Here is a 17,519-nt window from a genome sequence, read left to right on the forward strand (position 1 = left end):
CAGTTTTGTATACAAGGATTTTTTCGACCAGGTACTCCGGCGGATTCAGAGACTGAAACTGGAGTGAATGCGGCAGGCATCCATTTTTTAAACACTGATGTTAGACCAAGGGTGTAGTCTGTCCAAAAACAGATCCGTTTTAGAAATTCGTTCTGAAATGTTGTTCAAAACAAGAAAATCACTTTGATTTTGCCAAGCAAATAGAAAAATATTAGGAATCATATAATTTTGAAGCAATTGACGGTTCAACTGGGAAGTATGAATAATTCAGGCTTAGGTATTTTTTTCTCTTTATGTGCCATTTTCGGACCGCTCAGATGTGCCATTTTAACGCAAATAGAAGACCGGAAACAATTTCTTCCAAATATTTCATCACACATCACTTTTAAATATCCATATTCTTTATCACTTATTTGAATTGCAATTACTCCGTCTGATCTTAAGAGATCGCGTGCAACCTCCAATCTATTTTTCATGAAAGTTAGCCATGTGGAATGATTAAAAGTATCATTATATTTAAACTCATCGTCTCCCGTATTATATGGAGGATCTATGTATATTAACTTTACCTTATTGGAATAACGTTCTTTTAGAGTATGTAAGACTATAAAGTTATTTCCTTTAAGTATGAGATTATCTGTACTTTTAAATTTAGTAATATCATGATTTCCTTCTTCATTATATTTCTTTATATTTGTTAATACTTTTGGAGATTTCATTACATCTATTTCTTCTTTTGCGAGTGAATTATGATAATAAATCTCCTTTTTACTTATATCCTCTTTAGCCATACCGCCCTCTAAAACCGAATCTTTGTGTGGAAAGTCAAGCACTACATCTGTATTGTATTTAAGGTATTTCCCTTCAGTTGTTAGCCCAACTTCATTTGTATATTTTGTATAGCTGTTATCCCAATAGTTTCGGAAACGTAACATACTGACAAAATCCTCTAATTTAAAAACTAAACCTGAGGGGAATTGAAGTGAGTATGTAGCTTTTATTAATTCATTCGATAGAAGAGCTCCTATTAAATTTTCATTGTAAGAACGTATGTCTTCAATGAGTTTATTCTTCAGTAACGTACCTTCATCCCAGTACTCAGGGAATGCTTTTAGAACTCTATTTACTTCTTGCTGGAGTTTTGTTTCCATAAAATTATTTCTCTCCAATCTTTTTCTCAGATTTGTTGTTAACTATATTATAGATAGTACCCCTCGATACACCAGTCATTCTACTTATTTCATTTATCGTATATTTACCACTCTCATACAGGGAAATGACCGTTTCTCTTTTATCTTTAGAGTATTTAGGCCTACCCCCCATTCTATCTCTTGATCGAGCAGATTCTAAGCCCTTTTTTGTCCTTTCACTCAATAGATTTGCTTCAAGTTTTGCAAAGGCGCTCATCATGGTGAAGAACATTTTTCCCATCGCATCTTTGGTATTAATATTCATATCTATTATTTCCAAGTCTATATTCTTTTCATCAAGATATTGAGATAGTTCTATTAATTGCTTGGTTGTACGTCCTAGTCTATCCAGTTTAGTAATGACCAGAGTATCACCTTCACGTAGATAATCGAGGCATTTATCCAGTTCGGTTCTTTTATATTTTCGGCCACTTATCTTTTCGGAAAAAACCCGATTACAACCATACTTATTTAAGACATCGATTTGGCTATTTAAATTCTGATCTTTCGTACTGACCCTGGCATAACCAATTTTACTCATAATTCTTCCTCCTTATTTACCACCTGTCAGAAAGCTATATGTATTATACATAGATAATTATATGTGTTTTTATACTCAAGAACCATAGAGAAATCAGTGAACTATTAATTACTCTCAAGATTCCTATAAATGGTCGATTCAGTACTCAGTGCAATGCAACCTTTGGATATTTCTGTTGTTTGAGCAATAGGGTTTGGGAGCGTTCTTCTGGTGCTAAATGTTTTTCATGTTATCATAAAGTTGAATCATTTGATTTCGTTACTTTATTGAGCGTTAGTGGTAACTTCAATATAATATGAAATTCACATGGCGTTTTTTACATTTAAGGTAACTAAGTTCATTATAAAATCCGTCTTCTTTATAAATATGTAGTTTTAGAAAGTTCTGGTGATAATATGCGTGTTTTATTTATTGCACCTTACAAAGGATTAGCAGAGTTAGTAGAGTCATTGAAATTAAACTTACAAGGCTATCAAGTGACAACATATGTTGCGAACCTTGAAGAAAGTAAGAATTTTATAACGTCAAATAAATATAGCGATAATGATTTTGACATTATAATAAGTAGAGGTGGGACAGCAAGTAAATTGAGGGAAAATACATCATTACAAGTTGTTGAAGTTGAAGTATCTGGCTATGATATTTTACGTTTAACTACATATTTAAAAAATTTTAACTCTAAAGTGGGCGTTGTAGGATTTAATAACATTATCTCAAATTTCAAATCTGTCTCTTCTCTTATTGACATAGATTTGCACTTTAAAAGTATAACACATGAGAAAGAGGTTACTTCTGTAATAAAGAATTTAAAAAAAACAGGAATAAGTGCTGTTGTAGGTGATACTGTTACAATTGATAAAGCTACGGAAATTGGAATGGAAGGCATTCTTCTTACTTCTGGTAAAGAATCAATATATGACGCTTTTAGAAGAGCTGAGGTGTTATTTTCAGAAACACAAAAATTAAAAAATGAAATTGATATATTTAGAGGTGTTTTTGATTATATCGAATCTCCAATAGTACTCTTTGATAGTAATCATATAACCAAGTATGAAAACAGTTCCTATCAACGTAGCATTGATAAAGAATCAAATAGAAAAGTAATGGTTCAATATAAAATTCTTAATAGTATAAATGAGGATTTGTTATTTGATAATAATATTTCACTTCATTTAAAAGATAGCATTTTTCAAGAGGATTATAAGTTGAAGGTGAACAGATTTAGTGATAAATATATGCAAGTTATGACATTTTTAGAATATAATAAAAATGATACGGGTCCTTCTAAATCACAAATAAAAGTTTGGGATATAAAAAAAGAAGAAGTCAAAAAATTTAGGTTCGGTAATAATTTATTGGTTAATAATAATTATTCTTCCCAACTTTTAAAAGGTAAATGTTTGTCATTAATAGGAGAGTATGGGACTGGAAAAGAGGTCGTGGTTGATAATATATTAAATAGTATAAATGGATTAGATTATGCAGTAGAAATCGATTTCTATAACGTCAATACAAAATTATTTAATGATACTCTAAATTATATAAAAGAAATTTCTTCAGACTCACTTATTATAATTAACAATATTAAAAATTTAAGTAGTTCTCAACAAAAAAAATTCACTAATTTTTTTATAAAAAATGAAATTTATATAATATTCATATTTGAAAATGATATGGTAATTGAAGATTTAAAAATCGAAAAAAATCTTCGTAAATTACTAAGTAAAGAAAAATTTTATTTTCCTAATCTAAGTCAAAATGATGAACTGATTATCTCTTTTATAATAAATTACCTAAAGTATTTAAACGAGAAACATGGGAAGCAAATCGTTGGTGTTAAAAATAATGATTTTAGTAAATATAAAAGCTATTCATGGCCAGGTAATTTCATAGAACTTAAAAATACTATAGACAAATTATATGAAGAATCGAAAGATGAGTTCTTGTTAGATATATCAGAATTTCCATATGTTGAACAAGATAATTTAATTAAGAATAACTCAAATTACGTATTAGTTAACTTAAATAATAGTTTATTTGAGATTGAGAAAGATATTATAAAAAAAATTTATAAGCAAGAAGAGTACAACAAAACTAAAACTGCAAAAAGATTATCTATTAACAGATCTACTCTATGGCGTAAACTAGATAATTAGGCGTATAACGTTGCATAACGCAACGTTATACGCCCTTTTTTATTTAAACTTTAAAAATATTAATTTAATATTGAATATTTCAATATTTACTCTTAAAATTAAGCTTAATCATTTATGAAAACGCTTTAAAGAGGTGCTGCATGAAAATTATACTAGCGGATGATTTTACGGGAGCGAGTGATTCTGCAATAAAATTCAAAGAAAGTAACATAGATAGTAAAGTCATCTGGGATACGGATATAAAACCCTATTTCATGGGAGAATCATTGGTTGCTTTAGATTTAGACAGTAGAAATCTTTCTGGGAAAGATGCTTATAACAAAGTAAAGATCATATTGGAGCAACTAAAGGAGGTAGATAATAATAAAATATTCAAAAAGATAGATTCTACATTAAGAGGAAATATTGGGGTTGAAATTGATGCAATATTAGATAGTGGAATAACTAAATTCATAGTGGTTGTTCCTAGTTATCCAGATAATCAACGGCTAGTTAAGAATGGGAATTTGTATATAGGGAGCATGCTTTTAGAAAGCAGTTATTTTTTTAAAGATGTTGAATATAAAGGTGTGTCGTCATCTGTAAAAGATATTATTTCAAGTACTTCAAAGTATAAAGTAGGTTACATAAATAAAGAAGAAATTCAAAAAGGATTGAAAGAAAAAATCTCGAATGAACTAAATAATGATATAAAGATTTTTATATGTGATGCTGAAACAAACAATGATATAAGTCAAATCTATAAAAAATTCAATGATTTAAACGAGGATTTCATATGGTGTGGTTCTGCTGGCCTTGCGAGTTGTATTGCAAAATCTTTAAAAACAGTTAAAAGTCAGTATAAAGACCAGATTCATTCCTATAATGAAAGTGTAATTGTCTCCATAGGTACTACAAATAATATAACTAGAAAACAATTGAATATGTTATTAAAAAAAACTGAGATCATTGGAATTGAAGTTAAACCTTACAAATTACTTCATACGTCGAACGCTTCTAAAGAAATTAAGAAAATAAAAAATATAATAATAAAATACTTAAAAGATAAGAAAGATATTGCATTATTTACAAATTTATCAGAAGAGGAAAATGAAAAACTAATTAAATATAGGACTTTACATAAACTTAATAGCAGAGAATTAGGTGAAAAAATATCTAATGGACTAGGTCTCATACTCGAAGAAGTAGATAAGTCCTATAAAGTTAAAACTTTAATTATGTCAGGGGGAGATACAGCCAAGAGTATTGCTCAGAACTTAGGTTATAAAGAATATCATCTTATAGAGAGTATTGAAGAGGGGATGCCAATGGGTTTTTTGAAGTCTGAAAATCATAAAATATTATCTGTAACTAAAGCTGGGGGTTTTGGTACAGAAATTTCTTTAATCAATGCTTATTTAAAACTAGGAGGGCATTTAAAAAATGAATATAACAGGAATAGTTCCAGCAATGATTACACCCTTGAAAAAGAACCAGGAAATTAACTATGAAGCCACGGAAAAATTAGTAGAAAAATTAATAGAAAATAACTGTTCAGCGATATTTATACTTGGCACAAACGGTGAATTTCATATGTTAAGTAATGAAAAGAAAATTGAATTTACAAAACTCGTTGCTAAAATAATTAATAAAAGAGTTCCGCTTATTGTTGGAACCGGTGGAAATAGCACATTGGAAGTTATAGATTTAAGTGAAAAGGTTATAGAATCCGGAGCAGATTTATTATCAATAATTACACCTTATTTCATACGTCCTAATTCTGAAGAGTTAATAAAGCATTATGAAGAAATCGCTTCAACCTTAAGGTTTCCATTAATGATTTATAATATTCCAAAGCTTACTGGTATAAATATTGGAGTCAATACTGTGAAAGTGCTTTCCGAGAATAAATACATTGTTGGACTTAAAGATAGTAGTGGGGATATAGGTAATATAAGAAGTTATATTGATATTAGTACAAACAGAAATTTTAATATTCTATGTGGGACGGATTCTTTAATACTTGAAAGTTTAAAAAATGGAGGAGCTGGAGCAATAGCTTCTACAGCAAATGTTGTACCAGACATTGTTTATAATATTTATGATTACTGGACAAAAGGTGATCTAGAAAATGCAGAGTTAAACCAAAATAGTCTTAGTAGAGTCAGAGACTTATTCTCTAACGGTACTTTGCCGTCTGTTTTAAAATGCTTTGTAAAACATACAGGTATTGCAGCAGGAGATCCAATAGCTCCAGTACTACCTGCTGATAGTGAAGTTGAAGAGAAAGTGATCGAGGCATTAGAATATTTTCAAAATTTGAGGGAGGATTCAAGATGAGACATGAATTTATGACTTCTGGGAAGATAATTTTGGAGAAAGGTGCCCTAAAACGTCTAGGTAAAGATTTAGAAAAATTAGAGTGTAATAAAGTATTGATTATTTCGTCGAATTCTTTAGTAGAGTATGGGAAAATCACCGAAGTATTAGATTATTTTAAAGAGAGAGAAATAAACTTCAATCTTATCGATAATGTAATGCCTGAACCAACAGCAGAACATATTCAAGATATCAGAAATAATTTGGATAATGATTATGACCTTATCATAGGAATAGGAGGGGGGAGCGTATTAGATACAGCAAAGATTCTTTCAGTTTTATTAACTAATAATGTGAACGTTGAACAAATAATTGGTAAAGATTTAATACCTAACGAAGGTATAAAGATGATATTGATCCCCTCAACTGCTGGTACTGGGGCTGAAGTTACACCTAATGCAATTGTTACTTTACCGGATAAGCAACTGAAAGAAAGTGTAATAAGTTCATATCTTTATCCCGACATAGTAATTTTAGATTCTGAGATTTTATCAAAACTACCCCAAACCGTCATCGCTGCAACTGGGATTGATGCCTTTACTCATGCCATTGAATCATATATATCAAATAAATCAAATAAGTTAAGTAGGATATTTTCTTCTGAATCAATGAAACTAATTTCACAAAGCCTTGATGATTTTTATGATAACCCAGATGAACACGAAAATGGTGAAAAGATGCTTGTAGCGTCTATGTACGGTGGAATGGCATTATCAAGTGCTGGCACCGCGGCAGTTCATGCATTAGCTTATCCTTTAGGAGGCACATATGGAATTGCTCATGGAGTAGCTAATTCTATGTTATTACCACATGTTATGAGATTTAACTTTGATGTTATCAAGGATGAATTATCTGAAGTAGGTAGAATAATGGGGATAAGCGAAGATGATGATACAAAAGTAGCTAATTCAGTCATCGAGCAAATTCAAAATTGGACAAATAAATTTAAAATACCTCAAGATTTGAAAGAATTTGGTATTACAGAAAGTGATATTGAAGAGTTATCTTATTCAGCTTCTCAAATTACAAGGCTGTTAGATAACAATCCAAAAAGTCTTTCTTTAGAAGATATTAAAAGTATTTATAGAAAATTACTTTAAGGGGGGACAAATATGAAGCCTACTGTAGGAATAACAATGGGTGATCCCTCAGGTATTGGCCCTGAGATTATAATTAAAACTATTAATGATGGTACAGTTAATGACTACTGCACACCAATTGTTATCGGTGATAAAAATATAATACAAAGGGATATTGATCGGACGGAATTAGATATTAAAGTAAATATAATAAAAAAGCCATCAGATGCAATAACAGATAAAAAAACAGTTAATATTATAGATTTAGATTTATTATCATATGAATTTGAGTATGGTCTCATTAATGCTAAATCCGGGAATGCTGCATATAAATATGTAGAAAAAGCAGTTGAGCTTGCCATTTCAAAAGAAATTTCCGCAATTTGCACAGCTCCCTTGAATAAAGAAGCATTGCACTTGGCTGGTTTTAATTATCCAGGACATACTGAAATACTTGCTGAACTTACTAATACCAAGAATTATTCAATGATGTTGAGTTGCCCTGACTTTAAAGTAATTCACCTAACAACACATCTGGGGTTAATTGAAGCTATTGAAAAGATAAATCCAGAAAGAACATATGAAGTAATAAAACTAGCTCATGATACTTTAAATGAAGGATTAGATAAATCACCAAAAATAGCTGTTTGTGGTATAAATCCACATGCAGGAGAAGGAGGGATCTTCGGTAACAAAGAAGAAGAAAATAAATTAACCCCAGGTATTATGAAAGCTAAAGAAGAGGGGCTGGACGTCGAAGGACCTTTAGCAGCGGATACACTATTTTATAGAGCGAAAAGAAAAGACTTTGATGTAGTTGTAGCTTGTTATCATGATCAAGGTCATATACCAGTGAAAGTTTTAGGTTTAGATGAAGGTGTAAATATTACTGTAGGACTGAACTATAATATTATTAGAACTTCGGTTGATCATGGTACTGCTTTTGATATAGCAGGTAAAAATATGTCAAGTCATAAAAGTATGGAAGAAGCAATTAAAGTAGCAATAGATCTCATACCAAAATGAAAAATGAGGTGTTTTAGTGAATAACGTAAATATAATTGAAAATGATATACCTACTTTAGATAAACATAATCATGCATCAAATCTTTTTATTTTAAAAGATGGAGATTTATTATGTACATGGTTTAGTGGCAGTAACGAAGGCAGAAGCGATATCAAAATAGTTATCAGCCAATATTCAATAACGGATGGAATTTGGGGAAAACCCAAATACATCACAAGTGATAATACACGATCTGAACAAAATCCGATTTTATATCGGAATACTGATGGGAACATTTGGTTATTATATACTTCACAAGATGGCATACATCAAAATTCTTCAATAGTAAAATATGCAGTTAGTAGAGATGAAGGTCAAACTTGGAGTGATAGTGAAATATTGTTCAACACACCAGGATCTTTTATAAGAAATCCTCCTGTAATATTGGGAGATAAAACAATTATATTACCTGCTTATTATAGTATAAAGTCAGAAAATGGGTTGTTTGGTGATGATTATAGTGTAGTAAAGATTTCAAATGATCATGGTCAATCATGGATTGAACATAAAATAGAAAATAGTGAAGGTCTAGTTCATCCTTCACTTGTAAACCTAGGAGGTAATTTAGTAGTTTTATTCAGAAGTAGGAAAGCAGATTATATTTATACGTCGATTTCATATAATCTTGGAGAAAGTTGGACCTCCCCAAAACCAATAGATTTACCCAATAATAATTCGTCAATTCAGAGTAAGAAAATCGGTCAAAAAAGTATATTAATAGCATATAACGATGTAAACGCACTAACCAATCCCCCTGATAAAAATATGCCGCCATGGTTCGATGAAAAAGACCTTAAAAAAGCAGGTGTGGATATACATCGACAAACAGATATTATATGGGGAACTATAAGAAATCCACTATCACTATCTATTTCACACGATGGAGGAGAAAATTGGAAACATCTTTTAAAAGTTCAAGAAAGTATTGAAGAAGATGGAAAGGATGAATATTCATATCCATCCATTATTGAAACTGAAAATGGAGATATTCATATCACTTATACTTTTCAAAGGAAATTTATAAAACATAAAATTATTAAAAAAGGAGATGAAGAAATATGAAGTTTTTAACACAAAATTATCTTATTTTAGGTTTTTTAACAGTCGTACTTTTATTTTTGGGTGCATGTAATAATTCAGAAGGGGATGATGGCGAAGAGGGAGGAGAACAAGAAGTATCGGGAGAAACTGAAGTAAACTTAGTGGCTGCGACTATCAATCCATCTGACCACAATTTGACAGAAACTTTAACAGCTTTTACTGAAGAAATTGAAAATCAATCAGATGGTGAAATATCATTCACAGTGCACAGTGGGGGAACTGTAGGAAACGCTTCTAGTTTATATCAATCTGTAATATCAGGAGATATAGATATGATTTACTCAGACACAGGGTGGTTTGTTGAACATAATCCAGAGTTTGAATTGTTAGGAACAACCTATCTTTATGATGATCGGGAAGAGTTCGAATCAATTGTAAACAGTGAAGATGGCTTGGACTATTTTGAAGATTTGTTATTAGAAAATCCTGGTTTAAAGACTGTAATGTATGCGGGAGGTAATGAAAGAAGTATTATTAGTACCTTTCCAATTGAATCAGTTTCTGATTTAGAAGGCAGACAGATGAGAAGTGGGGGCAGTAGCACTGAAATGGATTGGTGGAGTAAGTTAGGCGCTAGTCCTCAAAACATTGATTTTAGCGAAGTATACTCTGCTATGCAAACCGGGGTTGTTGAAGGGTCACAAAATAGCGTAAGTGCCATGTTAGCGGAACGTTTTGGTGAAGTAGGAAGTCATTTAAACAGAACTGCTCACATATTTGATTTGGGTTTTGTTGTAATGAATAATGAAAGGTATGAAGATTTAGACGAAGAACATCAAGAAGCTATAGAAGATGCATCAAAAATTGTTCAAAAAGAGTATATCACTCGAGCATTCGATGAAACTGAAGATTTAGTGGATGAACTAGTTGAAGAATTCGATGTAACAGTTATAGAACCAGAGTTAGATGAATTCATACAAATTGGTGAAGAGCATAGAGAAGAAATTATTGAAGATAATGATATAGACGAAGAGGTTTTAGAGCAATTTGAGTAATAAAGTATTGTCAAAATTATTGGAGGGGGGGGCTTTGATGAATAGATTTTCAGATATAGTAATGAGAACTGCAGAAGTCATTGCTATAACAATGATGATACTTTTGGCACTATCATTATTTGTAGGGGTTCTATCTAGATACATTTTTAACATCTCTATACCTGAATTAGAAGCTTTGAGAAATTTATCAATATTTTGGTTAGTGTTTATGGGGTCAGCACTTGCTATTAAAGAGAAAGCACATTTGAAAATTGATATTTTTGATGATTATTTAGGAAAAAAAGGAGTTAGCATAAAAAACCGAATAGTATATATAATAGTCTTAATAGCTATTATTATATTAATAGTTATAGGTATAGAGGCATGGAGAGTTGGATTGGATAGAAGAGAGCTGGTCTCTATTAGATTTTTAGATTCACAGCCAAATCTTATATATTATTATTCATCGATACTTATTGGTTCTCTTTTCATGTTGTTTTTTCATCTAACACATTTTAAAGAGACTTTTTTGAAAAGTAGAGGTGAAAATTAATGATACTATTATTAGTATTACTAACTTTTCTTATTTGTTTATTGATAGGTGTACCAGTTGCGTTCAGTATTATAATTGCATCGGTTTTCCCAATTATACTTGAACCTATGGTTAGTCTTACACAAGTAAGTTCGATTCTAGCGGAATCCTTGAATAGTTTCACCCTACTTGCTATTCCACTATTTATTTTGGCAGGTACGCTTATTAATTTAACAAAGGTAACTGATGATTTAATATATATATCAAAATCTTTAGTAGGTAATATTAAAGGCAGCCTTGCACATATGAATATTATTACCAGCATATTTTTCGGAGCAATATCTGGATCATCAATCGCAGATGTAGCATCCTTAGGAAGAATAATGATACCTGCAATGATTCGGGCTGGTTACAGTAGAGAATTTTCAGCAACAATCACAGCATCTGCATCAACAATTGGATCGATTGTCCCCCCTAGTATTCTTTTGATTGTATATGGTGCGTTAGCACAAACTTCAGTTGCTGGCTTGTTTATTGCAGGCATTGTCCCAGGCATCATAGTTGGTGTGGTCCAAATGACTTACGCTTTTATATATGCTTCTAAAAATAATGTTGGAACTATAAGTAATGAAGAATTAGGGTTAAAGAGGGAGTATCGTCTGTCCAAAAAGACAGCACTGAAAAAAAGTATTTTTCCTTTAAGCTTATTTCTCGTTATAATTGTAGGTATCATGGCGGGACTTTTCACCGCAACTGAAGCAGCGGCGATCGCTGTAATGTATGTTTTCCTAGTTGCTTTTATAATTAAAAAACAAAGAAATTTTAAAGAATATATAGAAGCAATTAGAAAATCAGTAGTTGATTCTGCTTCAATTTATATTTTAATAGCTGCAGCAGCAATATTATCATGGGTATTAACATACTATCAGACGTTAGATCCATTGGTGAATTATTTACTAGAGAATGAATTTAGCCCAGCGATGTTCCTTATAATACTTACTTTATTGTACTTTTTATTAGGTACTTTTATGGAACCGAATTCAGCAATGTTAATTTTTGTACCTTTATTACTTCCAGTTAAAATAGGGTTGGGAATTGATCCGCTTGTAGCTGGTATCGTAACAGTTATGGCAATAAGACTTGGCACTGTAACCCCCCCATACGGACTATCTAGTCTATTGGCGTCACAAATAGCTGGGACTAACGTTATAAAAATGATGAAACATATACTGATTTTTTGTTTATTATATTTTATAACAATTTTATTAATCATATTCTTCCCAGCTATAGCAACGTTTCTTCCATATACCTTTATGGAGTAATTTAAAAATAAAATGATAAAAATCATATTTTTAAATGTTAATAAAAGGCTGGAAGATTGATGTAGGCCTTGAGTAAAAAGAAAAATAAGGAAAGATAGTTCAATTCTACGGATTATCACTCCTTTTCATATTCATAAGACAAGGACAGATCTATACTGTACTTCTTGTCTATCTCTTGGGATTTAGTGATATAAAGCCAGCCCTAATGGGGATGCGTCTGGAGCGTCATACCACTTCATCGGAGTAGCTGAGGCCGTCAAGACCGGACAATCGAATACCGGTAGCATTAATAAATTGCCATCTCGTTTTTGATTTAAATTTTTAATAGACTTTTTACTCTATCTCATATGATATAACTGTGTGGCACTTTATTTGAGAATTTAGAGTTGATTTACATGAAATCTACATTTCTCTAATCTTGTCTGGCTTCATCATTGCTAAGACAATGATGAAACGGGGTTTACAAAACAAGAATTGCCATCGTCATGAAATTTAAATGAAAATAATTTATATATGGGGGAGAATATGAAAATCATAAGTATTGAAGAAAAACCAGTACCTATCAGCAGTAATATCAGTAATGCATTTATTGATTTCAGTAAGATGACGGCATCTATTGTAGCCATTAAAACAGATGTTATAAGAAATGGTAAACCAGTAGTTGGTTATGGTTTCAACTCAAATGGCAGATATGCCCCTAGTGGATTATTGAAAGAACGCTTTATACCAAGATTGTTGAATGCAGATAGTGACGAAATTTTGAATGACGAAAGAAATAATTTTTCGCCTGAAAAAATTAACGACATATTAATGCAAAATGAAAAGCCAGGCGGACATGGTGAAAGAACGGTGGCAGTTGGTATATTAGATATGGCAATTTGGGATGCAGTATCGAAGATAGAAGAAGTGCCACTCTACAGACATTTGGCAGATAAATATGGAGATGGCATAATTGATGAGAAAATCTTTGTGTATGCCGCAGGCGGTTATTATCATCCAGAGAAGGGATTGAAAGAGCTTCAGGATGAAATGAAGTCTTATCTCGATATGGGGTACTCTAAAGTGAAAATGAAAGTTGGCGGTGCATCTTTAGAAGAAGACTTAAAACGTATTGAAGCTGTCATTGATGTGGTAGGCTCAGGAAAGAACCTTATGGTGGATGTAAATGGCAAATTCAATCTCGAGCAGGCAATAGAATTTGGAAATGCAATCAAAGACTATAATCTATTCTGGTATGAGGAGGTAGGAGATCCACTTGATTATTATCTTCAGTCTGAACTGTCGAAAGTATATCCGAATGCTATTGCAACAGGTGAAAATTTATTTTCTGTACAAGACGCAACAAACTTGATTAGATATGCAGGGATGAACCCTAACACTGATTTCTTACAATTTGATTGTGCACTCAGCTATGGACTCGTGGAATATATGAAAATTCTCGATATGCTCAATGAGCATGGATGGTCTTCACGGAATTGTATTCCTCATGGAGGCCATCAAATGTCTTTGAATATCGCTGCAGGCTTAAAATTGTACGGAAACGAATCTTATCCTGATGTTTTTCAGCCTTTTGGTGGATTTGCAGATGGTCATGCAGTCGAAGATGGGTATGTCGGTCTTCCCCAGGTTCCTGGTGTAGGATTTGAAGCAAAAGAGAATCTTTATAAAGTGATGAAAACGATGTAATGTTAAAAGTTACACGTAAGTATTGATTGTTGCAAATAATATTTTTAAAATCAATTTCAAATTTATGCTCCTGGGAATTTAATTCTCAGGAGTTTTAATATGCAATATGTCACTAACCATGTGAATTAAAAAAGTATTTGAAAATTTTTTGTTAATAACAAAGGATGGTTGTCATTCTAGACACTATATTGCACCTGTTTTAGGCTTTATTTCACACTGATTTACATGAAGACTTGCAATACTGTTAAGAAACCCAACTATCTTCTTACGAAAATAGTGCTTACGGCGCTCTGATGTTACCACTGCGTCGCTGCGTTTGATACCACCCAAATCGCACCTTGTGTTACCACGAAAATCGGACCATACGTACCCAATCAATCCTCATCTAATCGAGGATTTTTTTATGCTTTCATCTTTTTCAATCTAAACCGTGCTATAAATGTGTTATGTCGCATACATGCGGCATAACACATTTATGGAGGTGGCAGTCAATGCCCAATTATTTAGAGATTGTCCGGTTGAATGAATTATCATTCAGCCAAAGAAAAATCAGTGACATGGTCGGATCCGGTCGGCCCGTCATTAAACGCACCATCGAGACCGCAAAGCAGCACAAACTCACCTACAAAGAATTGAGTGGCTGGGAAGCCGACCGGATCGACACATTCTTTGGCCCCAAACCGTCAAAACCCAGTCAGCGGGAGATGCATTATACATTGCCGGATTATGCGGCTTTGTCGAAGTCGCTCGCACAGCCCGGTGTGACGATGCAGTTATTATGGGAAGAATATGTCGACGCCTGTCGGCATAATAATCAACCGTACTATCGTCTGACACAATTTAAAAAGTATTTTAATGATTATCTGGACCAGAAATCATTTACCCATGTCATGAAACACAAAGCGGGTGAACGGGTGGAAGTGGACTGGGCCGGCACAAAAATTCGCTGGATTGATCCGGATACGGGTGAAATCATTCATGGGTATCTGTTTGTCGCTGTCCTCCCATTCAGCGGATACGGGTTCGCCCTGGGATGTTACGACATGAAACAGCCGAGCTGGATTCATGCGCACCTTCAAATGTTTGAATACTTCCAAGGTGTCCCGACGGTCATCACGCCAGACAATTTGAAGACCGGGATTACGAAACACACTCGGACGACACTTAAAATCAATGAAACATACGAATCGATGGCGAATCATTATCACACCATCATTTTACCGACCCGCGTCCGTAAGCCGAAGGATAAGCCCTCTGTTGAAAATACAGTGAAGTCATTGACGACGCATATCATTGCACGCATGCGCAATTATCAATGCTTTGGCCTGGATGACTATAATGATCATTTGAGGAAAGAATTGGACCGCTTTAATCAGAAACCGTTTCAAAAGAAGCCGGGGTCCCGATTCTCCATGTTTAACGATATGGAACATGCAGCACTTCAATCTTTGCCGACGATACCGTTTGAGTACTGTGAGTATAAAACGGTCAAGGTTTACAACAATGCGCATATCAGCTATCAGAAACATCATTATTCAGTGCCATATCAATATATCGGCCAGAGTCTGAAACTTAAAATTTATGCGAGAAAGATTCAGGTGTGGCATCAAGACCGGATGTTGTGTGAGCATGGCACTTTGAGTAAAATGCCGGGCAGCTACACCACGGTGGCTGAGCACTTGCCAGAAAATAGCGCCACACACGGTCAATGGAACAGTCAACGCTATTTGAAGTGGGCGCGTCACATCGGTCCGAACGTGCATGTGGTTGTCGAGAGTATGTTTACGGAAGGCCCCGAACAAAGACATTATAAACGGGTCCATGCATTACTGAAATTGGCAGACACCCATTCAGATTCCGCCCTGAATGCGGCCTGCCAACATGCATTGGAACGCACGGCCAGTCCAGGATATCGAGTAATCAAACAATTACTGGAAACCGGTACATTCCACTTAAAGTCTAGCACCCCGGACAGTCCGGAACAATCATTTTTGAGAGGGGCCGGCTATTATGAACAATAATCAATCTCGCTTACAAATAATTGTCGGCCAGTTGCGGGAGATGCGTCTGTCAACGATGGCAGATCAACTCCACAATCTCTATCTTTCAGAGCAGAGTCAAGACATGACCCCACTGGATTATCTGGAAGTCATCGTCAATGAAGAGTATCAGGTGCGCCAGGCCAATCGCATTGAACGCTATAAGAAACAAGCCAATCTGTCGCATAAAACGGCGCAGATTTCAGAAATCCGATACGAAGCTGGCAGAGGATTGAAAAAAGAAAGTATAGAACAGCTGTCGACCAACAATTATATTCAACATCACCGCAACGTCATTGTGCAGGGTGCCACAGGCACCGGTAAAAGTTACCTGGCAAATGCGTTAATCAACCATGCGATTGAATCTGGATTTACAGGTAAATATTATCGCATGACTGAACTTCTGAATGATATCGATCTGGCTGAATTTCAGGGGACTTTGGATAAACTGTTAAAGAAACTAATGAAAGTGGACGTTCTCGTAATCGATGATTTTCTTCTAACATCCACTAAGGAACAAGAACAGAAACACCTGATGGAAATCTTTGAGTTACGCAGTCGTGAAAAATCTTTGGTTCTGTGTTCGCAGATGGCTTCTGCGGAATGGCATAAGAAGCTGGGTGGTGGTGCGATTGCGGACGCCATCCTCGATCGGGCGTTTTCAAAATCATATAACCTCATGTTAAGTGGTGAGTCCTTACGTAAAAATGATGGTATCGATACACCGATTTAAGTGGTAACGGCAAACGCGATTTACGTGGTATCGTAAATCGCGTTTTTATGGTACTTTGGCAGCGCCGTAAGCAAAATAGTAGGTTTTAAAGTTTAATTGTGACTTTAGGAGATATTTTTCACCTGTTTTAAGTGTTATTTTGCATGTAGGAATATAGCTATCATTTTGGGAGTTCTGTACACTAAGTGAATTTCAATCTAAAAAATCGAATTTCCATACGATATGAGAAGTCGCTTTTTTAGATTGTTGTATTCCACTTAAGCACTCATTACTTCAATAACTGTTCAGGAGCGACCAGTTCTACTTTTATTCTATCTGGGTCTTCAAAATAGACGGCATAGTGATTATCTCCACCAGCAAAAGGATGATTTTTTTGATAGAGAATGTTTATTCCTTTTTCTTTTAATTGGTCTGTCATTTCATCTACGTGCTGACGTGAACTTGCGTGAAACGCCAGATGATTAAGACCTACTTGGCGTCTATGGTACGGTATATCTGAAAATCTTTCCTCTACTTGGACAAAAACAATGTATGTATCATCTATTTTCCAACTTTGCCCACTTTCCCATTTTTGAAAAAAAGTATATCCCAATTCTTCAAGAAACCAACCCCAAAATTTTGCTGTGTTTCGCAAGTAGAAAGTACATAGAAATGCAATGAAAAATGCAGAGGGTTGCCACCCTGTATCTGTATTGTCCATTTAACGTGATTTCGATAATGCATGACTGAGTCGATAGCTTTC

Annotated in this window: 15 protein-coding genes; 12 read left to right on the forward strand and 3 right to left on the reverse strand. The window is 33.8% G+C overall.

All coding sequences use genetic code 11. From position 1 onward, the window contains the following. Window positions 1-245: 245 nt before the first annotated feature. Together BO48_RS16025 and BO48_RS16030 are read right to left on the reverse strand one after the other, a co-directional pair. Complete coding sequence (locus BO48_RS16025; protein ID WP_496369027.1) at window positions 246-1,151, reverse strand: DNA methyltransferase; 906 nt, start codon at window positions 1,149-1,151, stop codon at window positions 246-248. A 4-nt stretch (window positions 1,152-1,155) separates the two neighbouring features. Then, on the reverse strand, window positions 1,156-1,731 hold the full coding sequence (locus tag BO48_RS16030) for a recombinase family protein (protein ID WP_496369029.1): 576 nt from the start codon (window positions 1,729-1,731) through the stop codon (window positions 1,156-1,158). 395 nt (window positions 1,732-2,126) lie between these two features. Here BO48_RS16030 and BO48_RS16035 point away from each other — a divergent pair, with 395 nt between their 5' ends. From BO48_RS16035 to BO48_RS16090, 12 genes are all read left to right on the forward strand, one after another. Further along, complete coding sequence (locus BO48_RS16035) at window positions 2,127-3,887, forward strand: PrpR N-terminal domain-containing protein (protein WP_496369031.1); 1,761 nt, start codon at window positions 2,127-2,129, stop codon at window positions 3,885-3,887. Between the two features lie 140 nt (window positions 3,888-4,027). After that, the gene (locus BO48_RS16040) at window positions 4,028-5,371 is read left to right on the forward strand and encodes a four-carbon acid sugar kinase family protein (protein ID WP_496369033.1); all 1,344 of its coding nucleotides are present in this window, start codon (window positions 4,028-4,030) and stop codon (window positions 5,369-5,371) included. Continuing rightward, window positions 5,310-6,206: a 4-hydroxy-tetrahydrodipicolinate synthase gene (dapA, locus tag BO48_RS16045; RefSeq protein WP_496369035.1), complete on the forward strand. Its 897-nt coding sequence runs from the start codon at window positions 5,310-5,312 to the stop codon at window positions 6,204-6,206. Before BO48_RS16040 ends, dapA begins: the two co-directional genes overlap by 62 nt. Then, window positions 6,203-7,345 (forward strand): iron-containing alcohol dehydrogenase, encoded by a 1,143-nt coding sequence (locus tag BO48_RS16050; protein WP_496369037.1) that lies wholly within the window; start codon window positions 6,203-6,205, stop codon window positions 7,343-7,345. Before dapA ends, BO48_RS16050 begins: the two co-directional genes overlap by 4 nt. Window positions 7,346-7,357: 12 nt before the next feature. Next, window positions 7,358-8,350, forward strand: coding sequence for a 4-hydroxythreonine-4-phosphate dehydrogenase PdxA (gene pdxA, locus BO48_RS16055; protein WP_496369039.1), 993 nt, complete (start codon window positions 7,358-7,360; stop codon window positions 8,348-8,350). Window positions 8,351-8,366: 16 nt separating this feature from the next. After that, complete coding sequence (locus BO48_RS16060; protein ID WP_496369041.1) at window positions 8,367-9,452, forward strand: sialidase family protein; 1,086 nt, start codon at window positions 8,367-8,369, stop codon at window positions 9,450-9,452. Further along, window positions 9,449-10,486, forward strand: coding sequence for a TRAP transporter substrate-binding protein (locus BO48_RS16065; protein ID WP_496369043.1), 1,038 nt, complete (start codon window positions 9,449-9,451; stop codon window positions 10,484-10,486). The genes BO48_RS16060 and BO48_RS16065 overlap by 4 nt, the downstream gene beginning before the upstream one ends. 37 nt (window positions 10,487-10,523) lie before the next feature. Next, entirely contained in the window at window positions 10,524-11,018 is a 495-nt protein-coding gene (locus tag BO48_RS16070) for a TRAP transporter small permease (RefSeq protein WP_496369045.1), read from the forward strand. Continuing rightward, window positions 11,018-12,319, forward strand: coding sequence for a TRAP transporter large permease (locus tag BO48_RS16075; protein WP_496369047.1), 1,302 nt, complete (start codon window positions 11,018-11,020; stop codon window positions 12,317-12,319). Before BO48_RS16070 ends, BO48_RS16075 begins: the two co-directional genes overlap by 1 nt. A gap of 525 nt (window positions 12,320-12,844) precedes the next feature. Next, a complete protein-coding gene (locus BO48_RS16080; protein ID WP_496369049.1) occupies window positions 12,845-14,005 on the forward strand; it encodes a mandelate racemase/muconate lactonizing enzyme family protein in 1,161 nt (386 codons plus the stop codon). Between the two features lie 491 nt (window positions 14,006-14,496). After that, on the forward strand, window positions 14,497-16,026 hold the full coding sequence (istA, locus tag BO48_RS16085) for an IS21 family transposase (protein ID WP_496369051.1): 1,530 nt from the start codon (window positions 14,497-14,499) through the stop codon (window positions 16,024-16,026). 40 nt (window positions 16,027-16,066) lie between these two features. Beyond that, window positions 16,067-16,777 (forward strand): ATP-binding protein, encoded by a 711-nt coding sequence (locus BO48_RS16090; RefSeq protein ID WP_496369053.1) that lies wholly within the window; start codon window positions 16,067-16,069, stop codon window positions 16,775-16,777. A 268-nt stretch (window positions 16,778-17,045) separates the two neighbouring features. Here the strand turns inward: BO48_RS16090 and BO48_RS16095 are convergent, their stop codons facing one another. After that, on the reverse strand, window positions 17,046-17,477 hold the full coding sequence (locus BO48_RS16095) for a VOC family protein (protein ID WP_496369055.1): 432 nt from the start codon (window positions 17,475-17,477) through the stop codon (window positions 17,046-17,048). Window positions 17,478-17,519: the final 42 nt, after the last annotated feature.

It is taken from the genome of Lacicoccus kunmingensis DSM 17847 (assembly GCF_059568765.1).